This is a genomic window from Flavobacterium covae (assembly GCF_001534645.1).
GTDB classification, from domain to species: domain Bacteria; phylum Bacteroidota; class Bacteroidia; order Flavobacteriales; family Flavobacteriaceae; genus Flavobacterium; species Flavobacterium covae.
On record NZ_CP013992.1, the window covers coordinates 3,282,877 to 3,308,045 of the forward strand.

The 25,169-nt window shown below is 31.2% G+C and carries 19 protein-coding genes; 15 read left to right on the plus strand and 4 right to left on the minus strand.

What is annotated here, in order from left to right; all coding sequences use genetic code 11:
• Window positions 1-64 precede the first annotated feature (64 nt).
• On the minus strand, window positions 65-1,528 hold the full coding sequence (locus AWN65_RS14325) for a polysaccharide biosynthesis protein (protein ID WP_060383756.1): 1,464 nt from the start codon (window positions 1,526-1,528) through the stop codon (window positions 65-67).
• Window positions 1,529-1,531: 3 nt separating this feature from the next.
• Window positions 1,532-2,488, minus strand: coding sequence for a CZB domain-containing protein (locus tag AWN65_RS14330; RefSeq protein ID WP_060383757.1), 957 nt, complete (start codon window positions 2,486-2,488; stop codon window positions 1,532-1,534).
• Window positions 2,489-3,115: 627 nt separating this feature from the next.
• Here AWN65_RS14330 and AWN65_RS14335 point away from each other — a divergent pair.
• The 8 genes from AWN65_RS14335 to argH are packed head-to-tail and all read left to right on the plus strand — an operon-like array spanning window position 3,116 to window position 11,117.
• A complete protein-coding gene (locus tag AWN65_RS14335; protein ID WP_232533622.1) occupies window positions 3,116-3,688 on the plus strand; it encodes an N-acetyltransferase in 573 nt (190 codons plus the stop codon).
• The gene (locus tag AWN65_RS14340) at window positions 3,657-4,868 is read left to right on the plus strand and encodes an argininosuccinate synthase (protein ID WP_060383917.1); all 1,212 of its coding nucleotides are present in this window, start codon (window positions 3,657-3,659) and stop codon (window positions 4,866-4,868) included. Before AWN65_RS14335 ends, AWN65_RS14340 begins: the two co-directional genes overlap by 32 nt.
• Window positions 4,855-5,817, plus strand: a complete 963-nt coding sequence (argC, locus tag AWN65_RS14345; protein ID WP_060383758.1) for an N-acetyl-gamma-glutamyl-phosphate reductase — start codon at window positions 4,855-4,857, stop codon at window positions 5,815-5,817. The genes AWN65_RS14340 and argC overlap by 14 nt, the downstream gene beginning before the upstream one ends.
• Window positions 5,818-5,853: 36 nt before the next feature.
• Window positions 5,854-6,978 carry an aspartate aminotransferase family protein gene (locus tag AWN65_RS14350; protein ID WP_060383919.1) on the plus strand — a complete coding sequence of 375 codons (1,125 nt, stop codon included), beginning with the start codon at window positions 5,854-5,856 and terminating at the stop codon, window positions 6,976-6,978.
• 34 nt (window positions 6,979-7,012) lie between these two features.
• On the plus strand, window positions 7,013-7,960 hold the full coding sequence (locus tag AWN65_RS14355; protein WP_060383920.1) for an N-acetylornithine carbamoyltransferase: 948 nt from the start codon (window positions 7,013-7,015) through the stop codon (window positions 7,958-7,960).
• Between the two features lie 3 nt (window positions 7,961-7,963).
• On the plus strand, window positions 7,964-8,737 hold the full coding sequence (gene argB, locus AWN65_RS14360; protein WP_060383759.1) for an acetylglutamate kinase: 774 nt from the start codon (window positions 7,964-7,966) through the stop codon (window positions 8,735-8,737).
• Between the two features lie 3 nt (window positions 8,738-8,740).
• Window positions 8,741-9,835 (plus strand): M20 family metallo-hydrolase, encoded by a 1,095-nt coding sequence (locus tag AWN65_RS14365; protein WP_014165814.1) that lies wholly within the window; start codon window positions 8,741-8,743, stop codon window positions 9,833-9,835.
• Window positions 9,807-11,117: an argininosuccinate lyase gene (gene argH / locus AWN65_RS14370; protein ID WP_060383760.1), complete on the plus strand. Its 1,311-nt coding sequence runs from the start codon at window positions 9,807-9,809 to the stop codon at window positions 11,115-11,117. The genes AWN65_RS14365 and argH overlap by 29 nt, the downstream gene beginning before the upstream one ends.
• Here the strand turns inward: argH and AWN65_RS14375 are convergent.
• Both AWN65_RS14375 and tatA read right to left on the minus strand, forming a co-directional pair.
• Window positions 11,114-11,575 (minus strand): Lrp/AsnC family transcriptional regulator, encoded by a 462-nt coding sequence (locus AWN65_RS14375; RefSeq protein WP_014165812.1) that lies wholly within the window; start codon window positions 11,573-11,575, stop codon window positions 11,114-11,116. The genes argH and AWN65_RS14375 overlap by 4 nt on opposite strands.
• Window positions 11,576-11,598: 23 nt before the next feature.
• Window positions 11,599-11,778, minus strand: a complete 180-nt coding sequence (gene tatA / locus AWN65_RS14380; RefSeq protein WP_060383761.1) for a twin-arginine translocase TatA/TatE family subunit — start codon at window positions 11,776-11,778, stop codon at window positions 11,599-11,601.
• Window positions 11,779-11,926: 148 nt separating this feature from the next.
• On the opposite strand from tatA, the gene AWN65_RS14385 reads away from it, so the two are divergent.
• The 7 genes from AWN65_RS14385 to AWN65_RS14415 all read left to right on the plus strand — a co-directional run bounded on the left by AWN65_RS14385 (window position 11,927) and on the right by AWN65_RS14415 (window position 24,752).
• Entirely contained in the window at window positions 11,927-12,409 is a 483-nt protein-coding gene (locus AWN65_RS14385) for a hypothetical protein (protein WP_060383762.1), read from the plus strand.
• The gene (locus AWN65_RS14390; protein ID WP_060383763.1) at window positions 12,409-13,890 is read left to right on the plus strand and encodes a GH3 auxin-responsive promoter family protein; all 1,482 of its coding nucleotides are present in this window, start codon (window positions 12,409-12,411) and stop codon (window positions 13,888-13,890) included. Before AWN65_RS14385 ends, AWN65_RS14390 begins: the two co-directional genes overlap by 1 nt.
• Window positions 13,891-14,057: 167 nt before the next feature.
• Complete coding sequence (gene cas9 / locus AWN65_RS14395) at window positions 14,058-18,440, plus strand: type II CRISPR RNA-guided endonuclease Cas9 (protein WP_060383764.1); 4,383 nt, start codon at window positions 14,058-14,060, stop codon at window positions 18,438-18,440.
• 1,099 nt (window positions 18,441-19,539) lie between these two features.
• On the plus strand, window positions 19,540-20,589 hold the full coding sequence (locus AWN65_RS14400) for a hypothetical protein (RefSeq protein ID WP_060383765.1): 1,050 nt from the start codon (window positions 19,540-19,542) through the stop codon (window positions 20,587-20,589).
• 33 nt (window positions 20,590-20,622) lie between these two features.
• Complete coding sequence (locus AWN65_RS14405; RefSeq protein WP_060383766.1) at window positions 20,623-21,408, plus strand: DUF4280 domain-containing protein; 786 nt, start codon at window positions 20,623-20,625, stop codon at window positions 21,406-21,408.
• An 18-nt stretch (window positions 21,409-21,426) separates the two neighbouring features.
• Window positions 21,427-23,880, plus strand: coding sequence for a hypothetical protein (locus AWN65_RS14410; protein WP_060383767.1), 2,454 nt, complete (start codon window positions 21,427-21,429; stop codon window positions 23,878-23,880).
• A 2-nt stretch (window positions 23,881-23,882) separates the two neighbouring features.
• Window positions 23,883-24,752 carry a hypothetical protein gene (locus AWN65_RS14415; RefSeq protein WP_060383768.1) on the plus strand — a complete coding sequence of 290 codons (870 nt, stop codon included), beginning with the start codon at window positions 23,883-23,885 and terminating at the stop codon, window positions 24,750-24,752.
• The last annotated feature ends 417 nt before the right edge of the window (window positions 24,753-25,169 follow it).

Below are 25,169 nucleotides of genomic sequence, written 5' to 3' on the forward strand. Positions count from 1 at the left end.
TGGTATAACTTATAATAGAAATTTTACATAAATAAAAAAATCGTTCCTAAGAACGATTTTTTTATTATTTGATAACCTTGTGTTTAAAACGATTATTCTTAAACATTTTATAAAAAATAATATTTAAAGTTAAGTAAACTAATAATATTATAAATGTTATGAAGGGAGTTTGTTCTTGGTAAGGAATATTTAAAATTACTATAAAAAAGATTATATTCAAGCAAATGATTTGTAAATAGCTCTTACTGAAAGGAAGTATATTATATTTTATATATACATAATAAGTTTTAAAAATATTATATAATACAATAGAAGTAGTAGAACTGATAGCAACACCTAATAAACCTAACTCCGTAAATTTTAAAAAATAAATAACTATAGCTAAATTTAGCAATAATAAGATAGCTACTATAAATAAATTAAATTTAAAATATTTAGAATAAGCAATAATTTCACTGTTAAAACCTGTAGCCACGTTACTAAAAGCTCCTAAACATAGAATCCAAATAATAGTTTCTATATTTAAAAATTGATTATGAGGATCTAGTGTAATTTTTATATACGGTAAAGCAATTATTATAATACCTATAAATATTAAAGAATAAAAAGAGGCATGATAGGTTGAATTTTTATACAATCGACTTAATAAATAGATTTTCTTTTTTAACAACAATTTTGAAATAGCCACTCCATAAATAGCATTTATCCCTGTAGCGTGCATAAAAATAATAGAAGTTAATGTTGTTAAAATAGAATACAAACCATTTTCGCTCATTGACAAATAACTAGGAACAATGATACTATCAATCTTGTTTATTAACAATAAAGCAAAAGAACCTAAAAAACTAAAAAAGCAATATTCAAAAAACTCTTTTATGCTTACTTTTTCAAATAGAAAATAATATTTAAGAGAAAAGTTAGTATTACTATCTTTAGTTACATAAAAGTGCATAATAAATGTTAATACCGCATAACAAAGAACATAAAGTAAAAGCAATTCATTGTTAGGTATAACTTTTGTGTAGTTCAAGTAAAAAAGAATAGGTAAAAATAAACGAGGAGCAACCTTCTCTAAAATTATCAAAAAACTCACCTTATTATATATGATAGAAACACTTTTTGTTAAATCTATCAAGGCTAAAATTAAACCCAAAATAAGACCAAATTCGTAATAAACAATTTTATTAAAAGGATTAATTTTATTTAAAATAACAAGTCCTGTAAAAAATAGAGAAAAAATCCCTACTGATATTAGTAGGGAAGTTCCATGTAATTTAGGAACATGAAACTTCTCGAAATAAGGTGTAAATTTTACTAAGCCTTGTGCTAATCCAAAAAGAAAAAAAGGAAAAACAAAATAACCAATTGTCTCTATATACTTAATTTCACCCAATATATTAAGTGATTTAGGGAATAGAAAAAAACCAGCTATTATACTTAGAAACAAACCTAAATAGTTTGCAGTAGAATACCAGTAGAGTCTTACTTTTCTACTGTTGTTAAGGATCTTTGGGGCTAAAAAACACATGATTTACAAATTGAAATTAAAAAGTTTACCTAACCAACTTCTTTTTTCAGCACTTTTAATAGAATCTCGTCCCGTTATAATAAGATTCTGAATATACTCGTCCATCGTACGATTACGTTCTTCTAAGAAATTATTCAAGAATAAAATACCACTTGACTCTCCTTTTTTAGCTTCTATTATTTTAATTTCTTCGTATAAAGGAATGATAAACTTAGCTAAAATAGCATTGTTCACTCCAGATAATTTAACAGTAATATCCATTATTTCATCGTCAACTATAGTAGGTATAAAATCCGCAACAGCCCAAACGAATTTACCGTTATAAGTAACAAATTTTAAAATTTTAGTAGTTCTTTCAGCTTCTTTATTATTTTCAAGTATTAGTCTCTCAATAGCTTTTGGAATATCAGGATGAAGAATCGAATTAAAGTTTTTACCCATCAAGTCTTTATTTTCAAAGCTTGATACCTCTGTAAAAAACGCGTTTACATATTCTATCTCGTTATTTGGTAATATTTTTATTACTAACGTATTGCTTTTATCCCAAGGAGCAGCATCATCTAGTAACTTAATAGGTATCTCTCTTTCCACTACTTTTGTAACACCTACATTTAATTTTGTTTCTGCCTCATTTAAAAGGGTTACAATTTCTTGTGAAGTATTAGAAAGATCTACAAACAATTCTTCCGCAATTGCTTTATTACCTTGTTTGTTTTCAATATAAATTTCTTTAGCAAGTTTATGAAGTTTAACGTGCTTTACATCAAACTTTTGTAGTTCTTCCAATTCTCCAAACTCATCCCGACCTTCTGATTCAAACCATTTTCCCAAACGGCATTGCAAGTGTGATACAATTTCACTTTCGACTAATTCCACCTTACCGTCTAATAGGTCTCTCATTTTATGCATCCAACCTAAATGGTCCAAACGTGCTTGTTCGAAGCTAATTTTCATTTTCATATCAAGTAAATATTTAGTTTTTTAGTACAAAAATAATCATTATAAATATTGTCTTAAAATCTTTAACCTAGTTTTATTATAAATTCATTAAACAGGTTATTTGATGTTATTATAATCAAAATTTACTCAAAAAAAACATTTGTTTAAATTAAATATATTTTAAAAATAGTTTAAAATTATATTTGTTTTTTATTTAAATTATGATTTAAAAAGATAATTTATTTATAATTTTCTCAAATTAATGAAAAGAAATTAAATAAAATTAATTTTAAAAAAAATAATTTTATTTTTAAAAACAAACTAGCTTTTTTAAATCCAATATTGTATATTTTAATAACTTTTGGTGATTTAAATATAAATAACTTCTTCTAATACTTCTTTTTATAACATTTTGTTTTGCATGAAAACATGTTTCGAACTTTAAAATAAGACCAATAGTTTTATTGAAATCTATTTTACAGCATAACCTCTATTTCTAGAATATTAACATCAATGGAATATCATACATTATAAATTAATTAAGTGTAATTATTTATTTTTATTGTTTTTAATAGATAAAAAATTTAATTAAATATAATAAATAGATATTATATCTTTTTATTTGTATATTTGCGCAAAAATTAATCTATGTTTAGTATTCAAATTGCAAATAATAACCATATTCACTTTGCCCAGACGATATGCGATGAGATGGAAGCATCAGCGAAAGTGAGAGGTACGGGTATTGCAAAGCGATCGGCTGAATACATTATTGAAAAAATTCAAGAAGGAAAAGCGATCATTGCTTTGACAGAAAATAAGGAATGGGCTGGGTTTTGTTATATCGAAACCTGGCAAAATGAAGAATATGTGGCGAATTCGGGATTGATTGTATCACCACAATTCCGTCAGAGCGGATTGGCACGAATGATCAAATCTAAAATTTTTGAATTATCACGAACCAAATACCCCAATTCTAAAATCTTTGGATTAACCACTGGTTTAGCTGTGATGCGAATCAATTCGGAATTAGGTTATATGCCAGTAACTTATTCGGAATTAACTACCGATGAAAAATTCTGGAAAGGTTGCCAGAGTTGTGTGAATTTCGAAATTCTGCAAAGTAAAAATTATAAAAATTGTTTGTGTACAGCCATGCTGTATGACACTAATATCAAAGAACAAAAAAATGCAAAAAAAGAAAATAGTATTAGCGTATAGTGGTGGTTTAGACACAACCTATTGTGCGGTGTATTTGAGTAAAATTGAAAATTATGAAGTGCATGCCGTAACAATAAATACTGGAGCGTTCGATCAGAAAGAGATTGCAATTTTAGAAGAAAAGGCATTGCAAAGTGGTGTGGCATCGTATATATGCATTGATGTACGCAAGGAATATTATGACGATTGCATTAAGTATCTAATTTATGGTAACGTATTAAAAAATGGAACATATCCTTTAAGTGTCAGTGCGGAAAGAGCGGTTCAGGCAAAAAGCATTGCCGAATATGCCATCCAATTGGGAATTCACACGATTGCTCATGGAAGTACAGGAGCTGGTAACGACCAAGTGCGTTTTGATATGATTTTTAATCATTTGTTGCCTAATGTGGAAATCATTACACCAATCAGAGATAAAAAACTGAGCAGAGAAGCGGAAATCGAATTCTTGAAATCACATGGTGTAAGCTTCAATTTCGAAAAAGCGGTGTACAGTATTAATAAAGGATTGTGGGGAACTTCTGTAGGAGGTAAAGAAACGTTGACTTCGTATCAAAGTTTACCGGAAGAAGCATGGCCAACACCAGTTTCGGCTACTGAATCTGTAGATATTACATTGAGTTTTAATGAAGGCGAACTGATTTCAGTAAATGGACATTCATTTGAACATCCGTCTATTGCCATTGAATATTTACAGCAAATGGCACAACCTTTCGGAATTGGAAGACACATTCACGTAGGAGATACGATTATAGGGATTAAAGGAAGAGTGGGTTTTGAAGCCGCAGCTCCAGAATTGATTATCAAAGCTCATCATTTACTGGAAAAACATACGTTGACCAAATGGCAATTATTCTGGAAAGAACAATTATCAAGCTGGTACGGTAACTGGTTGCATGAGGGCCAAATGCTGGATCCCACCATGAGAGATATAGAAGCTTTTTTGGCCCACACTCAAAAGACCGTTAGTGGCGAGGTGTACATTACCTTGCATCCGTATAGATATGAATTGAACGGGATTGAAAGTCCGTTTGATTTAATGTCGGCAAAATTCGGGTCATACGGTGAAATGAACAACGGCTGGAGCGGCGAAGATGTAAAAGGATTTACAAAAATATTCGGCAATCAAACCTCGATTTACCATCAGGTTACTAAAGAATTGAGTGATGCAAATAATTAAAGCCGGAATTATTGGTGGAGCTGGTTATACAGCTGGAGAATTACTCAGAATCCTGATTAATCATCCGCAGGTGGAAATTGGGTTTGTGCATAGTAAAAGCAATGCTGGGAAGTTCATTTATGAAGTGCATGATGATTTGTTTGGTGATACCGATTTGAAATTCTCTGAAACGTATCATTCTGATATCGATGTGGTTTTTTTATGCGTCGCGCATGGTGAAGCTAAAAAGATAGTGACTGAATTTTCATCTTCGGTTAAGATAATCGATTTAAGTCAGGACCATAGAATTGCGGCTAATCATTTTTTTGTTTATGGTTTGTCAGAATGGAATAAAACAGCGATTCAAAATGCAAATTATGTTGCGAATCCGGGTTGTTTTGCAACAGCCATTCAATTAGCGTTGCTGCCTTTGGCCAAAGCAGGTTTACTGAGTGGTGATGTGTATGCTTCGTGTACAACAGGATCTACAGGTGCCGGTCAATCATTGACCGAAACTTCGCATTTCAGTTGGAGACAGAATAATTTGTCGGTATACAAAGCTTTTACACATCAGCATCTAGCAGAAATTAATCAAAGCGTACAGCAAGTTCAGCAAGTGTATTCGGGCAACCTACATATTTTACCGCAAAGAGGTTCTTTTACTAGAGGTATTTTGGCTTGTATCACGTTAAAATCAAATCAGTCTTTAGAACAATTGCAATCGTTATTTGAAGAAAAATACAAGCAGGAATCTTTTGTGTTTGTTTCACCTAAAAACATTCATTTGAAACAAGTGGTGAATACCAATAAATGCCTGCTGTATCTGGAAAAAAACGAAGAGGATGTCATGATCGTGAGCGTAATTGATAATTTATTGAAAGGAGCTTCAGGACAGGCGGTGCAAAATATGAATCTGATGTTCGGTTTACCCGAAACAACAGGGTTAAAATTAAAACCAAGCGCATTTTAAATTATGGACACAATAACTATAAATAACCCAACACAAATGAATCTATTCGATGTGTATTCGGTTTCAGATATTGAAATTGTGAAAGCACTAGGTTCGGACTTATGGGACAAAAACGGAAAACACTATTTGGATTTATATGGCGGTCATGCCGTAATTTCCATTGGTCATACGCATCCTCATTACGTTTCAAGCCTTACAGAACAGTTGCAGAAAATTGGTTTTTATTCCAATTCGATTGTGATTGACCAGCAGAAACAATTGGCAACAAAATTAGGCCTACTTTCGGGCTATACTCATTATCAGTTGTTTTTGTGCAATTCAGGTGCAGAGGCAAATGAAAATGCCTTCAAATTGGCATCTTTTCATAATGGAAGAAAAAAAATAATCGCTTTTAATAAGGCTTTTCATGGTAGAACATCATTGGCCGTTGCAAGTACAGATAATCCTGCAATTGTAGCACCAGTGAACGAAAACAAAAACACAACTTTTTTACCATTAAATGATAGTAATGCTTTTGACCAAGCCGTAAACGATGAGGTGTGCTGTGTCATTATTGAAGGAATTCAAGGCGTTGCCGGTATTCAGATTCCAGAGCCTGCATTTTTACAACATGTGGCGCAAAAGTGTAAAACACTAGGTATTGTTTTGATTTTGGATGAAGTGCAGTCGGGTTACGGAAGAACGGGGAAATTTTTTGCCCATCAACATGCGGGAATACAGCCCGATATTATTACTGTGGCGAAAGGAATGGGCAACGGATTTCCTATAGCTGGTGTTTTAATCGCACCGCATATTCAGCCAAAAAAAGAAATGCTGGGAACCACTTTCGGAGGAAATTATTTGGCTTGCGCTGCTGGATTAGCAGTTTTAGAAGTGATTGAAAAGGAAAACCTAATGGAGAATGCCCAAAAAATGGGAGAGTATCTCATAGAACAATTGCAAAACATTCCAAATATCAAAGAAATCAGAGGCATGGGATTGATGATAGCCATCGAATTGTATGAGCCTTGCGCAGCTGTACGTAAACGATTATTGGACGAATTCGGAATTTTTACCGGAACCGCGAGCAATAAAAATACCCTGAGAATTTTGCCTTCATTGGCAGTGACGAAAAAAGAATTGGACGAATTGTTACAAGCTTTAAAGATTATTTTGAAGTAAAACGTCCTGATTAGAAATGATTAATGAAAGAGAAATGAAACATTTTACATCAGTAAACGATATTGAAGACCCCATGGCTTTAGTGAAAGAAGCCATAGAATTAAAAAAAACAGAAAGAATATCTCAAATAGGGAAGAATAAAACCATCGGATTGTTATTCTTCAATTCGAGCCTGAGAACTAGAATGAGTACGCAAAAAGCCGCACAAAACCTAGGAATGGAAGTGATGATTCTTAATGTAAACAACGATGGTTGGGCACTGGAATTTGAAGAAGGAGCCGTGATGAACGGAAAAACTGTGGAACACATTAAAGATGCAGCTGCTGTAATGGGTTTGTATTGTGATATTCTAGCCATTCGTTGTTTCCCCAATCTGGAAAATAAAGAAGAGGATTATGCCGATAAAATTATCCATCAGTTTATGCAATATGCTAAAGTCCCAGTGGTGAGTTTAGAATCGGCAACAAGACATCCGTTACAAAGTTTGGCGGATATGATTACAATTCAGGAATACAAAACCAAAGAGAAGCCAAAGGTGGTGCTGACTTGGGCGCCACACATCAAACCGATTCCGCAGGTGGTAGCCAATTCGTTTGCCGAATGGACTTTGTCCAGTGGTTATGATTTGACTATTACACATCCTGAAGGATATGAATTGAGCGAGGAGTTTACAAAAGGCGCAACAATCGAATTCAATCAGGAAAAAGCATTACAGGATGCCGATTTTGTTTATGTAAAAAACTGGTCTTCGTATACCGATTACGGAAAGGTTTTACCTGTTACAGAAAACTGGATGTTAACTAACGAAAAATTGGAAGTAACCAATTCAGCAAAAGTGATGCATTGTCTGCCAGTGAGAAGAAATGTAGAAGTATCGGATGAGGTTTTGGACAGCGAAAACTCGTTGATTCTACAACAAGCTGAAAACAGAGTATATGCGGCTCAAACGGTATTGAAAAAAATAGTGGAATCTAATTTTTAAGCTATGGTACACGTAATAAAAATTGGCGGGAATATTATTGACGATGCAATAAAATTAGATGATTTCCTTAACAGATTTGCTAAGTTGGATGGACCAAAAATTTTGATTCACGGTGGCGGAAAATTGGCTACCAGTGTAGCAAAGAATTTGAATATTGAACAACAAATCATCGACGGTAGAAGGATTACTGATGCTGAGACTTTAAAAATTACTGCGATGGTCTATGCCGGATTGGTAAATAAAACCATTGTGGCTAAATTACAGTCAAAATCATGCAATGCCATTGGATTAAGTGGTGTAGATGGAAATTGTATTCAATCGGCAAAAAGAAATCATCCAACTATTGATTACGGTTGGGTAGGTGATGTGGAAAGTATTCATGCTGGTTTTTTGCAAAATCTTATAGACAATAGAATTGTACCCGTTATCAGTCCAATTACCCACGATGGAAAAGGTAATTTATTAAATACCAATGCCGATACTATTGCAACCGAAGTAGCTATAGCACTTTCTGAAACGAACGAAGTGAATCTTAGATTTTGCTTTGAAAAATTAGGGGTGTTGACAAATCCTGAAGTCGATGGTTCATGGTTAAGAAAGCTCGATAAGAAAGAATATCAATCTTTAAAAGAGGCACAAATTATTTCAAAAGGAATGCTCCCTAAATTGGAAAATGCTTTTAAAGCGAGTGAATCTAAAATAGCGAAGGTCGAAATCTGTCATGCCGATTATGCTAGTGAACAAGGCGAGTCGTTTATTGGAACTTTAATAGTATAAAGAATGGAACAATTACAAAAAGAAGCATTGGAATTGCTAAAAAAGTTAATAGCGACACAATCGTTTAGTAAACAAGAAAATCATACGGCTGAAATTCTGAATGATTTTTTTGTTCAAAAAGGGATTCTTACTAATCGATTACTACATAATGTTTGGGTAAAGAATAAATATTTTGACGATTCAAAACCAACAATTTTACTAAATTCACATCACGATACGGTACAACCAAACAAACAATATACTAGAAATCCTTTTAGCCCAGATATTGAAGACGGGATTTTATATGGTTTGGGAAGTAATGACGCTGGTGGACCACTGGTTTCTCTAGCGGCCTGTTTTTTGCATTTTTATGACAGACAGGATTTGCAGTTCAATTTGATTTATGCAGCCACCGCAGAAGAGGAAATTTCTGGAAATAACGGAGTGGAAATCGTTTTACCAGAATTAGGAAAGATGTATTTTGGAATAGTGGGCGAACCTACCAAAATGGATATCGCTATCGCAGAAAAAGGACTTTTTGTGATTGATTGTATTGCCCACGGAAAATCAGGACATGCCGCTAGGGAAGAAGGAGAAAACGCCATTTATAAAGCGTTGAAGGATATCGAATGGTTTCGAACATTCGAATTTCCAGAGGAATCGGAAATGCTGGGTAAAGTCAAGATGTCGGTAACTATTATCAATGCGGGTGTACAACATAACGTGGTTCCAGAAAGATGCCAGTTTACAGTAGATATTAGAACCACCGATAAATACAATAACGAACAAGCTTTGGAAATTATCAAACAGCATGTGGATTGCGAAGTCATTCCGCGTTCGACTCGTTTGAATCCTTCATTTGCTCCAATAGAGCATCCAATTGTGCAAAGTGGTATCGCATTAGGAAGAGCTATTTATGCTTCACCAACCACTTCAGATCAGGCGTTGATGAGTGGTTTTCCAACGTTCAAAATGGGACCAGGCGATTCGGCAAGATCACATACAGCCAATGAATATATTTATGTGGAAGAAATCAACAAAGGCATTGCAATCTATATTGAAATGCTAGAAAAATTTAATACGATAGACTATGAAGTTGTGGCAAAATACATCAGATAACGTAAAAACTTCCATTTCAGCAATGGTGGAACAATTTACGATAGGCCAAGATACTATTTGGGATTTATATTTGGCAGAAGCTGATATCAAAGGTTCTTTGGCTCATACATCTATGTTGCATGAAATAGGATTATTAACTACTGAAGAACTAAAGGAAGCCCACGAGGGGTTGCAATCCATTCTGAAAATGGTACTTGATAAGTCATTTGTAATTGAAGAGGGGGTAGAAGATGTGCATTCCCAAGTCGAATTGTTACTAACTCAAATGAAAGGAGAGGTAGGAAAAAAAATCCATGCCGGTCGTTCCAGAAACGATCAATCATTGTTGGATATTAAGTTGTTTCTAAAATCAGAATTGAAACAAATTGTCGAAAAGACCGAAACTGTTTTTAATACTTTGATTGATTTGAGCGAGAAACACAAAAACGATTTGCTGCCAGGCTACACGCATTTTCAATTAGCAATGCCTTCCTCTTTTGGTTTGTGGTTTGGCGCTTATGCAGAAAGCTTAAGTGATGATTTAGAACTGATTTTAGCGGCCTATGCTATGGCTAATAAAAATCCTTTAGGATCTGGTGCTGGTTATGGTTCTTCTTTTCCTTTAAATAGAACATTCACCACCTTGCTACTCAATTTTGAATCGATGAATCATAATGTGGTCTATGCTCAAATGACGAGAGGAAAAATGGAAAAAACAACTGCTATGGCTTTATCTGGAATAGCAGCTACACTCACAAAATTTTCAATGGACGTGTGTTTGTACATGAATCAACATTTCGGATTTATTAGTTTTCCTAAAGAATTAACCACAGGAAGTAGTATCATGCCGCACAAAAAAAATCCAGATATTTTCGAATTGATTAGAGCCAAATGCAACAGAATTCAAGCTTTGCCTAATGAGCTAACGTTATTGACTAACAATTTACCCTCGGGGTATCACAGGGATATGCAATTAACCAAAGAATGTTTATTCCCAGCGATTATTACCTTGAAAGAATGTTTAGACATGCTTCAAGTAATGTTAGAAAATATTACCATTAAGCAAAACATTCTATCAGACGAAAAATATTTGAATCTATTCACGGTTGAAGCCGTTAACGAATTGGTTTTATCCGGTATTCCGTTCAGAGAAGCCTATAAAATAGTTTCAAAACAAGTGGAAGAAAATCAGTTTATCTATAATTATGAAACGCTAAACCATACCCACGAAGGAAGTATTGGTAATTTGCAAAATGATAAAATCAAAGAGGAGTTTATTAAAAAGAAAAAGAAAATGATTTAATCCTCAGCTAAATAGTAAGAAGTTTCATTTTTCACCATACTCATCACAATATTACTGTGATATTGTCCAATGTTTGGAATATTGGCTAATTTATTCACTACAAAATTATTGTAAGCATCAATATCTGTAGTCGCAATTTTTAACATATAATCGTAAATACCTGAAAGACTAGTAACTTCTAGTATTTCAGGCATTTTCATAACTTCATCCTCGAAATTTTTTAAATGCTCTCGAGATTGTTTTTTTAGAGTGATATTGCAATACGCAAAAAGTTTGATACCTACTTTTGAAGGATTAAGGATAACAGCACTTTTTTTAATAACACCAGACTCTTGAAGATGTTTAATTCTTTCATAAGTAGGGGTATAAGAAAGACCTACCATAGCCGCAACATCTTTCACAGAAAGTGTACAATCTTGTTGTAAAATATTAAGAATTTTTGCGTCTATTTTATCCATAAAAAGAAGGTAAATAGTAGTATTTACTCCTTAGTTTCTTCTTCTTTTTTTGGTGCAGTAGTATCTTCTCCCTTAGAAGCTTTTTTGAATTCATTCAATCCACTTCCTAAACCTTTCATTAATTCTGGAATCTTTTTACCTCCAAAAAATAAAAGTATTGCTGCAATAATTAATATAATTTCAGTTGGACCTAATCTTCCCATGTTTTTAAAAATTGTGCAAAATTTGCATTTAAATTATACTGCAAAGATAATAAAGAAAAAACTCAAATGTAATTTTTAACGAATTATTATTCGTATAATGAAGAGCCATTCTATTTTCCTATATTTGTAGTACGTATAAATTGAGTTTATGACGATACTTAAAAGATTCAAACGCAAAGAATTTCTAGATAAGATAATAACAAAAAGACGTTTAATTATCTTAAATGAAGATACTTTTGAAGAGCAATTTTCACTTCGATTGACTATATTAAATGTTTTTTTATTAGCTACTATTGGTGCCATTTTTTTAATTTCTATTACTACTTATATTATTGCATTTACACCTTTACGTGAATATATTCCAGGATATTCATCAACGGAGTTAAAAGAAAAAGCATTAATGTTAGGTTTAAAATCTGATTCATTGGATTTTGAAATCAAAAAGAATAATGCTTATATCGAGTCAGTAAAAAAAGTGTTAACAGGCGATTTAGAATATGCTAAAGTAAACAAAGATTCTATTTTAGCTTCTGATTACGTAGATCCTTCGGAGTATGACATGAAAGTGTCTGAAGAAGAAAAAGAATTACGAAAACAAGTAGAAGAAGCTGCGAAAAAAGATAGTAAATAATGTCGATTAAAAGTATTGGAGCAAAACTATTTGCCTCCTTCATTCATCATAAAACACAAAATTGGGCAAATAACCCTATTAAAACCCAACAAAAAGTCTTTGAACAGTTACTTCAACAGGCAAAAAATACCCAGTTTGGTAAAGATCATCATTTCGAGCAGATAAAATCATTCGAAGATTTTGCTAAAAATATTCCTGTACGAGATTACGAGGAATTACGTCCCTATGTAGATCGCGTAGTCAACGGAGAAGAAAACATTCTTTGGAAAGGAAAACCACTCTATTTTGCTAAAACTTCTGGTACAACCTCAGGAGCAAAATATATTCCGCTAACAAAAGAATCTATGCCGTATCATATAAAAGCAGCTCGTAATGCTATTTTAAGTTATGTACATGAAACAGGTAAAGCTGATTTTGTAAACGGGAAAATGATTTTTTTGCAAGGGAGCCCAATTCTGGAAGAAAAAAATGGGATTAAACTGGGTCGATTATCAGGAATTGTGGCACATTTTGTACCAAAGTATCTTCAAAAAAATCGCATGCCATCATGGGAAACAAATTGTATTGAAGATTGGGAAACCAAAGTCAATGCTATTGTAGAAGAAACGTTTCACGAAGATATGGCGGTAATTTCTGGAATTCCATCTTGGGTACAAATGTATTTTGAAAAACTTTCTGAAAAAGCTAAAATGCCAGTTGGTCAGGTTTTTAAAAACTTCAATTTGTTTATTTACGGTGGCGTAAATTACGAACCCTACCGTGCAAAATTTGAAAATTTAATTGGGCGAAAAGTAGATGCTATAGAATTATTTCCAGCTTCCGAAGGTTTTTTCGCGTATCAAGATTCTCAGAAAGAAAAAGGAATGCTTTTGTTGTTGAATTCTGGAATTTTTTACGAGTTTATAAAAGCAGATGAGTTTTTTACAGAAAACCCTAAAAGATATACCATTGGAGAAGTCGAATTAGGTATTAATTATGTCTTGATTATTTCTACCAATGCAGGACTTTGGGCTTATAATATTGGTGATACGATTCAATTTACCAGTTTAAAACCCTATAGAATAATAGTTTCAGGACGTATCAAACATTATATTTCAGCTTTTGGAGAACATGTTATAGGTAAAGAAGTAGAAAGTGCCTTACAAGAAGCTATGGAAGGGACATCTGTTCGAGTAAATGAATTTACTGTAGCTCCTCAAATAAACCCCGTGGAAGGCTTACCCTATCATGAATGGTTGATTGAATTTGAAAACGAACCCCAAGATTTAAAAGCTTTTGCCTTGAAAATAGATAAAGCGATGCGGAAACAAAACGTGTATTATGATGATCTAATAACAGGTCATGTGCTAAAAAACCTTGTAATTACTGGGGTTACAAAGAATGGTTTTCAAGAATACATGAAATCTATTGGCAAATTAGGCGGACAAAATAAATTGCCTAGGTTATCTAACGACAGGAAAATAGCAGATTTTTTTAAATAAAAAAGCCTCCTGATCATAGGCAAGAGGCGACCTAAATGTTTTCACAACGGAATAATCCTTATTGTGAATTGCTTTCAAATTTTGTTGTACGAATATACAATTTTTTGATTAAAAAAAATAGTTTTAGTTTATTTTTTATAATAATATTGTTATAAATAATTAAACTAATGACAAAATTTAACTTAGGATTAGATATAGGCACCAATTCTATTGGTTGGGCTTTAGTAAATGAAGATTGTGAAAACAAAAAAGGTAAGATTTTAGCAGCTGGTAGTAGAATTATACCTATGACACAAGATATTTTAGATAAGTTTGGTTCAGGAGCAGCTACTGAAACACAAACGGCTTTACGTACAGATTATCGTAGTAAACGAAAATTAATACAACGTTTTTTATTAAGAAGAGAGCGTTTACATAGGGTTTTAAACGTACTGGATTTTTTACCGAAGCATTATGCCGAAAGTATTGATTTTGAGAAATATTTGGGCAAATTTTTACCTAATACAGAACCCAAGTTGGTATATAACCAAAATCAATTTATTTTTCAAAACTCTTTTTTTGAAATGTTAAAAGAATTTCAAGAAAAGCATCCAGAGTTATTTCTAAATAATCAAAAAATCCCGTATGATTGGACTATTTATTATTTACGAAAAAAAGCATTAAGCCAAAAAATAGAAAAGGAAGAATTAGCTTGGTTATTACTACAGTTTAATCAAAAAAGAGGGTATAATCAGTTAAGAGATGAAGAAGAAGAGAATACGCCTGATAAGCTGGTAGAATTTTATTCTTTAAAAATTATAAAAGTTACAGCGGATGAAGCCAAGGAAGGAATTAACAAAAGATGGTATAGTATTAATCTAGAAAATGGATGGATATATAGACGAGAAAGTAAAACTCCTTTATTTAATTGGGAAGGAAAAACAAAAAATTTTATTGTTACTACTGATTTAAATCAAGACGGTTCAATAAAGAAAGATAAAGAAGGAAAAGAAAAAAGAAGTTTTAGAGCTCCTAGTGAAGGAGATTGGACGCTACTTAAAAAAAAGACAGAAAAAGAAATTTACGAATCAGGAAAAACTCTTGGAACCTATATATATGATGCGTTGCTTAACAATCCTGATCTTAAAATAAAAGGAGCTCTTATAAAAACTATTGATAGAAGTATTTATAAAGAAGAACTTCAACAAATTATTAATAAACAAAAAGAATATCATTCAGAGTTAAACAATTCTAAACTTTATAAAGCTTGTTTAGAAGAATTATATCCTAAAAATGAAATATATAAAAATGAACTAAAAAATAAGGATATAGCGTACCTATTTATTAATGATATTTTATATTATCAACGTCCATTAAAAGCACCAAAATACAATATTGGAAAATGTAGCTATGAAAGTCGTACATTTAAAAAAGAGGATAAAAAAATTACAGAGTTTATACCAGCAGTTGCTAAATCACATCCTTTATTTCAAGAATTTCGTTTATGGCAATGGATAAAGAATCTAAAAATATACGAAAAATTAACTAACGATAATTATACGGATTTTTTTCTTACTAACGAACGAGATATTGAAAAGCTTTTTGATTTCTTATGGAATAAAAAAGAAATAGATCATAAAGGAATATTAGAATACTTAATAAAGACAAAGTTTCCTGATCTAAAACCAAAACAAGTTAAGAGTAAGGTAAAAGAATATCGTTGGAATTATATCTATGATCATGAAAAAGATGAATCTAAGAACTATCCTTGTGGTGAAACGTATTTTTTATTAAAAAATAAATTAGATAAAATTACTAGTATTCAAGACGATTTTCTAAACAAAAAAAGACTTGAAAACCTTTGGCATATTATTTATTCTGTAACAGATAAAAAACAATATGAAAAGGCTTTAGCAAAGTTTGCACTTAAAAATCAACTTGATACGAAATCTTTTGTAAATACCTTCAAAAGAATTCCTGCTTTTAAAAATGATTATGCCATTTATTCTTTAAAAGCAATAAAAAAATTATTGCCATTAATGCGAGTAGGAAAATACTGGAATTATGATGATATTGACCCAATCACCAAACAAAAAATTCAATGTATTATTACAGGTGAAGAAAATGATACGATTTCTACTTTAGTTAGAGAAAAAACAAATCATTTTTCTAACGAAAATGATTTCAAAAATTTATCACTTTGGTTAGCAGGATATATAGTATATAATAGTCACAACGAAAGCTCTGAAATTGAAAAATGGAAATCACCTCAAGATATAGACACCTTCTTGAAAAAGTTTAAACAACATGCTTTAAGAAATCCTATTGTAGAGCAAGTCGTAACTGAAACCCTTCGAGTAGTAAGAGATATATGGTTAAAAAAAGGCCAAGGTAAGAAAGACTTTTTTAACGAAATACATATAGAATTAGGAAAAGATTTAAAAAATCCAGTTGATAAACGTAGAAAAATATCAAGTACCAATTCTAAAAATGAAACAACTAATATTAGAATAAAAGCACTTCTTAAAGAGTTGCTTAAAGAAGGTATTGAAAACATAAAACCTAATTCACCTAAGCAACAAGAAATTTTAAAAATATTTGAAGAAGGTATTTTAAACTCAGGAATTGATATAGAAGAAGAGATTATAAAAATTAGTCAAATAGCACAACCCACCAAAAAACAATTACAGTATTATAGAAATTGGTTAGAACAAAAATACATATCACCTTATACGGGTCAGTTTATTCCCTTGAGTAAGCTATTTACATCAAAATATGAAATAGAACATATTATACCTAGAAGCAAATATTATGATGACAGCCTATCAAATAAAGTAATATGTGAAACAGAAATAAATAGATTAAAAAATAATCAATTAGGATATGAATTTATCAATAATCATGAAATACGCGAAATTACTTTAGAAGAAGGCAAAACAATAAGATTATTAAGTCCAAAACAATATTTAGATTTTGTTACTACATATTATGGGAAAAATAAAGCAAAAAGGGAAAATCTTTTATTAAAAGAAATTCCAATACAAATGATTGAAAATCAGTTGAATGATACGCGTTACGTAAGTAAATATGTAATGCAATTATTATCTAAAATAGTTAGAAAAGAAGATGGAACAGACAATGGCACAAATTCTATAAACATTTTATCTGTTTCTGGAAAAATAACCAGAGTACTTAAAACAGATTGGGGGCTTAATGATGTTTGGAACGATTTATTATGTTATCGTTTTGAACGATTAAATAAAATTACAAATACAAATTTGTTTACAACGTATAGTGAACAAAAACAAAAAATAATACCTATAGTCCCTGATCAATATGCAAAAGGATTTCATAAAAAAAAGCTAGATCATCGTCATCATGCTCTAGATGCTATTCTAATTGCCTGTATTACCCGTAATCATATTAATTATATGAACAACCAAAATATACAGGGTGAAAAACTTAAAAATTTTAAAATAGACAAACATAACTATCATGAAATATTTCAAAAATCACGATTGGATATGAGAGCTCAATTATGTGAAAAAAAATACAATGATCATGATTCAACAAAATATACTTGGGTCTTCACAAAACCTTGGGCTGATTTTACTGAAAACATCAAAGATACTTTAGAATTTATTATTCCATCTTTTAAACAAAATTTAAGGATTATAAATAAAACCGTAAACTACTACGAAAAGTATAACGAAAATGGAAAAAAAGTAAAAGTAAGGCAAACTAAAGGAGATAATTGGGCTATACGAAAACCATTACATAAAGAAACCATTTCAGGAAAAGTACATTTGTTGTATAAAACACCAGCAAAAGGAAAAATCTTAACAGCTACGCGTAAGGTGTTAGATAGTAGTATGGATTTTAAATCTATTGAAAAAATTACAGATACAGGAATTCAAAAAATACTCAAAAATTATTTAAAATACAAAGAAAGCCCTGAATTAGCTTTTTCTCCAGAAGGTATAGAAGAACTCAACATAACGATAGCAAAATATAACGATGGTTTTTATCATAAACCTATTTATAAGGTGCGTATTTATGAAGAAGGAGTAAAGTTTCCTTTAGGAAATAGAGGCAATAAAAAAAATAAATATGTAGAAGCCGAAAAAGGAACTAATTTATTTTTTGCCATTTATAAAGACCAAGAAAATAATCGTTATTTCGAAACAATTCCTTTTAATGACGTTCTAGAAACATTAAAGAAAGGAATGTCCGCAGTGCCAGAAAAAAATCAAGAAAAAAATACTTTAGTCTTTGCATTATCACCACAAGATCTAGTATTCGTACCTACATTAGATGAAATAGAAAATCCAGATATTGTAGATTTTAGGAATTTAACAAAAGATCAAACCAATAGAATTTATAAAATGGTTAGTTCCTCCGGAAAACAATGTTTTTTTATTAAAGCTGAGGTTGCTACTTCTATTGTAAATAAAATGGAATTTACGACTTCTAATAAAATGGAAAACTCCATTGAAGGTATTCAAATTAAATCAAACTGTTGGAAACTAAAATTAGATAGATTAGGTACTATTACAAGAGTAATCAAATAACCCCCCGTTCTACCTACCTCGTTTGATCTATTTAAAAGTAAAGGGCAAACAATCCTCTTGTTTGTCCTCATCCTCAGTCTGAAAAGTACATTTTATCTTTTAAAAAACTTCATTTTTAATACCATATTTTAATAAGAATCAAGAGTGCAAAATAATTTATCAAAGACATAAGCAAGCATACAAAAAAACGCTGTAGTGCATTATAAATGATTAGTACATAATAGAAATATAGTACAGATAAAATTTTTGAACCTAAAAAGACATTTCATTTTTTGTCCTCAATATAGTAAAATCATATCTGTAAGAAAGAAATATATGAATTTTCTTCTATCGTAAAGTTTAGAATACGATTTGTATTTAACTTTTGATTATTATATGCAAAAGGCTAGGCTTTGCTATCTAAACCTCATTGGAGGTTGATTTTATTTCTCGGTATTTGTTTTATAAGAAAACCATTCTTAGTGGTGATTTGATCAAGAAAATGAAAAGTATTTAATTCCTCATTTTTATTGGAATTCTAACTCATTATGAAAAAATCAAAATTTGAAAGCAATTCACAACAAATAAAAAAACTGATTAAAAGGGTTTTAAGCTGTGAAACAGCGCAAAGATACAAAAATTTGAGAGCAATTTACAACTGTAATATCTGTTAAAAAAATCATAATATAAAGCGTAATTTCTTACAAAAGTATAAAAAATAAGTTACAAAACAATTTTTTAAAATAAAATTATATTTTTTAACACTTAAAAATAACAAAATATTAAAAATATTTTTTTGATACACTATAAATCCTGTCTTTGATGTCACACAAAAATCTATTATAAAATATACAAAACATTTAAAATAGTAAAAAAAATAAACTCCATCGTCATAAAAGCTCATTGATTACTTTTTATTTTCATATAATTTTTTAAATCATAAATTGTTATATATTGACTGAATAAATTTATAAAAAACATATTTGTAAATAAAAAAATAAGAATTAAATTGCATTTAATAAAATAACAAGAATATTATAGTTTAGTGTAATTATTATAAAATTGTTAGTAAAATAAATAAGTAAATGTTATTATATTCTGTTTTTATATTTTTAAACTTATGAACATCAGTTGGTCTGTACACGTAGTACAAAAAGGAGATACCTTAGAATCAGTAGCAGAAGAATTAGGAATTAGTGGCAAATCACTTCGAGAGTATCACAATACTTATTGTGAGTTAAAATATTTGATAAATTATAATGATCTAAAAGGAATAAAAGAACTAATCTTACCCTCTACACAAGAAATTAAAGAAATCAAAGAAACAGAAAAAAAAGTAAGAATCCTAAGTAGCTTACCGTTGTACTACCTACCCCAAAATTTTCATAAACCCAGTTATGATATAGAAGAAACAATAGAAACATCATCAAAAGAACCCTTTACAGTAAGCTATAAGACGACCCTAAAAACTACAAAAGAAAAAGAAGGAACCATAATATCGTTAACAAACAGCCATTTTCAAAAAGAAGAAGAAACCCCAGAAGATAAGATCTCTACATTAGCCATAGCCTGTATAAATGCAATATACCCGATAGAATTTATTATAAATCCTGGAGGTCAGATAATAAACATAAAAAATCATCAAGAAATAATAAACAAATTTAAAGAAAGAAAATTAGACCTTTTAACCTATTTTTCAGGTAAAATAAATCAAACTTATATTGATACGTTTGAAAAAACTTTAACAGACAGAAAAAAAATTCTAAAGAGTTATTGTTCAACCTTATTATACCAAGTTCTTTTCCCCAATATGAGTTGGTTTAGTACAGAAGAAAAAAAAGACTATTTTTATTTTCAACCCAATTCATACAACGTAGAAAGTGCAGTTATAACACAACATGATTTTGAAAACACAGACTATATAAAAACCATTGTTGCATCAAGTTATGAAGAAGGGAGCACATTTGAAGAAATATTACGTAAAAAAGTTATAGAATATTCCCAAACTACAATAGATCCCCAAGAAGAAGATCTATCAAATTGGGAAGGAAGCATAAGTTTTACCTATTACACCTCCAAAAAAAACAAACAATTACTAAAAGCAGAAGCCGAACTTAAGATAAAAAACAACCAAGAAATATATGTAAAACATACCCTAAAAATAAATTAAACAAAACAAACAAACAAAACTAAACAACTATATATGAAAAAATATAGAGTACAAAAAGGAGACACGCTAAATTCCCTAGCTGAAAAATTTGCTATAAAAGACGGAGCCCATCTTCGAGCATTTCACAACCTATATTGTCCTTTAGAAGACTTATTAGGGGCAGAAGTAGTAGCAGGAAAAGAACTCCTAATAGCAGAGGAATCCCCTTATATAAAAGAAAAAAACAGCCCATCTGAAAACCCTCAAAAAACATCAGAAGTAGCGGTATCCAAGAGTTCAGAAGAAACAACAAAAAAAGAAACAAGTCCAAGTCAATCCTCATCAAGTTCCACAGCACATGAAGGCAAACACTTTGTAGTCCAAAAAGGACAATGCCAATGCGACCAAGGTTTTGAATTTCCATCCTTTAAAGTAACGAGTCATAACAAACACTATTGGAACGATTCGGAAGGAGAATCAGATTACCTAGCCGTAACTGAATCAGACATACAACTAAACCCATCAGCACAACCCTTTGGACAATGCAAACTAAAACCCAGCTCCGGAGGTTATTTGCCCTGCTCTTTTGCAGCAGCCGGAAAATGGAGTAAAACCTACGACAAAGTAAAAATTTTAGACAAAAAATGCGTTACCGAAATATCCGAATTAAAGTGCAGTACAGGAGGTAAAATAACGATTTTAAAACACGGACAACAAAGTCAAAGCAGTAAAAGCCAAGTAAAAAAAGCCAATCCACGAGAACAACATTTATACAACCCCATTATGAATTTTGAAGAATTTCAAGAAGAAATCAGCAGTAAAAACAACGAAGCTTGGTAATAAAAACACAGATTTATAATGAAAAAAGGCATATCCGCAATATCAGGAGTAACCTCGCCGACAGTAGGCGAAAAATACACCTATCACATATCCGAATGGTACCCTAATACCCCGATATCCGAAAGAGAACAAGCAAAGGTTACCTGGGAACTATTCAAAAAAAGAAGCGATGGTAGATTTACCACCACCCATATTAAGAAAAAAGGAGACAGCAGTTTTACCTTTGGCGAATCCTCAGTAGGAGAGACCTACCGATTAGAAGGGTATTTATACCAACCCGAAGGAGGCGGATTAATCATAACCCCCAAAGCCAGCAAAATCCCGAAAATCTGCAAAGTAGACCTAAACTACGTAGACGATAGCAAAGGCAGTGTTTTTAGTTTTACAGAAAAACTACGAGCCAAAGCCCATTGCATAAATATGTTTAACAAAGAAGTCCTATTTACCTTATGGGAAGACGATGCAAAAGGCAGCGGACACAATACAACCAACCAACTCATTGATACCAAAAAAGCAAAAGTAGACCTATACGGAGATGCAGAAGTAGACTTTATGCTAACCAAAGCATTAATGAAAAAAGCCATGGAAGGCGAGACAGACATACGAGAACTAGAATTTTATGTAACAGTAGAATATTACAAAACCAAAAAACACACAACCTCAAACGTAGAAATAAAAAATCCATCCCCCACAGAAAATAAAAAACCATCACAACCCACGGCAATTAAAAAAGCCAAAGGTTCTCCGGCAGAGCACAAACCTAGGAGTAAAAAAGAAGAGAAAGGAGTATTTAGAAGCATTTCAGAAACCATAGACGAAATATGGGATTGGGCAGAAACCCAAGGAACCGCTCAAAGAGACAAACCCCACACCATTGAAATCCCCGAAGGAAAAAGCCCTGCTGTTATAGGAAAAACGAAGGTGGAGAGAGCATCATCTAGGGGTACAGATTGTGGTGAGAGATATTGTATCAAAAAAGGAGATAAAAGTGAACTCATACGAGAAATTAATATTCGTTTAGCTGGTTTTGGTGGAAATGTTCCAACGGATGAATTCACAGAGCGTACTGAAAAAATGATTAAGCAATTTCAACGTGATTATATGAAAGTTCCTGAAACGGGAAAGGTTTGTGGTAATGTGTTGAGAGCGATTGATGATTTTTCTACTAAGTTTGATATAGGTGTAACTTTTTGGAACCAATTAAAGTGTAGTTGTTCAACCAAAGGGCAACAAACAACTTCTAAGCTAAGAAAAATAAAAGAATTAAACAAATGCACTGGTTTTGGCGATCATACAGGAAAAGGAACATATAAAGATACACCCCATAGTGAAGCAAATCATAATTATGAATATCCAGGAATACATAGAAGTTTGCTTTTTGGAATCAAAGCATTGAAATTTTATTTTAGCAAACAAACAATGTACACTATAGATCTTATATCATCTGGATACAGGTGTCGTTTCAAAAATTACAATACGACAAATCATCAGGGAAAAGCAATTGATATTCAGTTTAGTGAAAATTCCGAACCAATCAGATATGAGAACAAAAGTAACTTGCCAAAACTAAGAGATATAAGAGATGAATTTTATATAAAGTATTTAGGTGCTCAGAAAAATTGGCCAGACGAGGATAAATTTTCAATAGAACCAATTGATTTATTGTATGATAAAAAAGGAAATGTTAGATATGATCATACATTTAGTTGGATACATATTGATGTTAGAGAATTTAAATCTATTTATCTTGATGACAAATACTTTTGCAAAGACTCTAATGGTTTAAATGGAAAAAGTATAGTGCTTTTAGCTCAAGAGTTAGGTTTTAAAAATGTATGTAACTGCTTAGCGTCTTTCACAATAAAGAAACCCCAAGCAAACAATTCAAATTGTACAACTTGTAAAATATTTGAAAAAACCCGATACGAATTTTATGAAGAATTTGGAAATACTGCAATAAAAACAGTAAAAAATTTTGGGAAGTCAAATAAATTTAAAGGGTTATATATGGTCGCTCAAAGACGTCAAGAAAATGGTTTTGATAAAGAAGTTCCAAACAACAATCCAATGAATATTAAAGGGAAAGGGGATTTAGGAAGTAAAGCTTATAATACACATGAAGAAGTAAATGGTAAAAAAATACCTATTAAGGATGGATTTGCAAATTTCTCAAGTGTGGAGAAGGGATTTATGGGATATGTTGATTTGTTAAAAACAAATTACAAAGAAGCTTATGTGGCAATTATGGACGATTCTAAAACTATTGATGATTTTTTAATAGGATTGCAAGACAAAGGAAAATTAGGTTCTTTTGCTACTGCAAGTAATTATAAAATATCTGTAAAAAATATTTTCAAAGGTGTAGTGCGCGACTATCAAAAATGGCTCGAGTGCAAACTTAAATGCCAATCTTATTCATCAAAGATTGAAGAAATCAAAAAAGACATTGAATTATTAAATAAATTAAAATAAATATGAAGAAATTATTCATTCTTAGTTCATTTTTACTTCTTTTCATAAACTGTAAAAAGACAGAGGAAAAAAAACAAAGCAATATTAATAAATTTCCAATTTCCAATAATTGCAATTTAAATCAAGCACAAAATGAAATTTTAGGATTAAATGAAGTTGTAAAACAAAATCACTTCATTGATTCTATATCTAATCATAAAAAAGGTATATCGCTAATGTCTGACAGTTTAGTTGTAGAAAATAAAACATTTTATCAAATTAAAACTGGTTATAATTCAGATATTAGATTTGAAACATACTTTACTTTTAATGTAGAAAAAGGGAATTGCGAAAATATTAAAGTATTAGAACCTATAGAAGGAAATATGATTTCGTTATCTGAATGGAGAGAATTAAATAATTCTAATAACATTCAAAATAATACAATAAGTGCTTCAGAAATGGTAAATCTCCCTTTTAATTTTGAAGAAATGACTAAATTATGTGGGAACAATGAAAAAAAGTGCAAAGAAAAATATCCATTTTTGGAAGGTAATGAATTAGAGAACGTTAAAAAGTTGATTTCAGGAAATTCAGAAGATAGTCCTGATAAAATTTTTAAAATCAACAATGGTAACTTGGACTTCAAAAATTATATATATTGTACATATGGTGATTCTGATTCACAAACATTAATATCAGTAAGAAATGATAAAATAATTTCAAGCGCATCTATAGGTTACGCTATGCCTGAGAATGAGAGCTATCAATCTTTTGTTTTTGAAAAGGATTTATCAATAGTTGTTTATGATATTAAATATAATACATTAACAAAAAAAATATTGGAAAAATATCAAGTAAAAAAAGACGGCACAATACTTAAGACTAAGTAATCTATTACTAATTTTGACAATCAATAAATAGTCTATCTTTTTAAGATAATAAATAAAAACGGCTCAACGCCGTTTTGTACTACACGCTCCTTTACAAACTAAAAACCAATTGGGGACATAACTGAGATAGAAGAAGGAAAATGGCAACATTTTCCTTGCCCCACAGGTATATAACCTTAAAAAGAAGACAAGAATTTGTGCGGAAAAAGGAGCGATATTACAAAACCAATACACACAACCTCAAACGTAGAAATAAAAAAGTAAAGATTTTCCGGCAGAGCACAAACCAAGGAGTAAAAAAGAAGAGAAAGGAGTATTTAGAAGCATTTCAGAAACCATAGACGAAATATGGGATTGGGCAGAAACCCAAGGAACCGCTCAAAGAGACAAACCCCACACCATTGAAATCCCCGAAGG

Excerpts from the sequence above, each read along its gene's own strand:
- tatA (WP_060383761.1), bottom strand. The coding sequence starts at position 11,778 with ATGGGAAGATTAGGTCCAACTGAAATTATATTAATTATTGCAGCAATA.
- AWN65_RS14350 (WP_060383919.1), top strand. The coding sequence starts at position 5,854 with ATGAATCTATTCGATGTGTATTCGGTTTCAGATATTGAAATTGTGAAA.
- AWN65_RS14415 (WP_060383768.1), top strand. The coding sequence starts at position 23,883 with ATGAAGAAATTATTCATTCTTAGTTCATTTTTACTTCTTTTCATAAAC.
- AWN65_RS14410 (WP_060383767.1), top strand. The coding sequence starts at position 21,427 with ATGAAAAAAGGCATATCCGCAATATCAGGAGTAACCTCGCCGACAGTA.
- AWN65_RS14385 (WP_060383762.1), top strand. The coding sequence starts at position 11,927 with ATGACGATACTTAAAAGATTCAAACGCAAAGAATTTCTAGATAAGATA.
- argC (WP_060383758.1), top strand. The coding sequence starts at position 4,855 with ATGCAAATAATTAAAGCCGGAATTATTGGTGGAGCTGGTTATACAGCT.
- AWN65_RS14390 (WP_060383763.1), top strand. The coding sequence starts at position 12,409 with ATGTCGATTAAAAGTATTGGAGCAAAACTATTTGCCTCCTTCATTCAT.
- AWN65_RS14330 (WP_060383757.1), bottom strand. The coding sequence starts at position 2,488 with ATGAAAATGAAAATTAGCTTCGAACAAGCACGTTTGGACCATTTAGGT.
- argH (WP_060383760.1), top strand. The coding sequence starts at position 9,807 with ATGAAGTTGTGGCAAAATACATCAGATAACGTAAAAACTTCCATTTCA.
- AWN65_RS14365 (WP_014165814.1), top strand. The coding sequence starts at position 8,741 with ATGGAACAATTACAAAAAGAAGCATTGGAATTGCTAAAAAAGTTAATA.
- AWN65_RS14405 (WP_060383766.1), top strand. The coding sequence starts at position 20,623 with ATGAAAAAATATAGAGTACAAAAAGGAGACACGCTAAATTCCCTAGCT.
- AWN65_RS14325 (WP_060383756.1), bottom strand. The coding sequence starts at position 1,528 with ATGTGTTTTTTAGCCCCAAAGATCCTTAACAACAGTAGAAAAGTAAGA.
- AWN65_RS14400 (WP_060383765.1), top strand. The coding sequence starts at position 19,540 with ATGAACATCAGTTGGTCTGTACACGTAGTACAAAAAGGAGATACCTTA.
- cas9 (WP_060383764.1), top strand. The coding sequence starts at position 14,058 with ATGACAAAATTTAACTTAGGATTAGATATAGGCACCAATTCTATTGGT.
- AWN65_RS14335 (WP_232533622.1), top strand. The coding sequence starts at position 3,116 with ATGTTTAGTATTCAAATTGCAAATAATAACCATATTCACTTTGCCCAG.
- AWN65_RS14355 (WP_060383920.1), top strand. The coding sequence starts at position 7,013 with ATGAAACATTTTACATCAGTAAACGATATTGAAGACCCCATGGCTTTA.
- AWN65_RS14340 (WP_060383917.1), top strand. The coding sequence starts at position 3,657 with ATGCAAAAAAAGAAAATAGTATTAGCGTATAGTGGTGGTTTAGACACA.
- argB (WP_060383759.1), top strand. The coding sequence starts at position 7,964 with ATGGTACACGTAATAAAAATTGGCGGGAATATTATTGACGATGCAATA.
- AWN65_RS14375 (WP_014165812.1), bottom strand. The coding sequence starts at position 11,575 with ATGGATAAAATAGACGCAAAAATTCTTAATATTTTACAACAAGATTGT.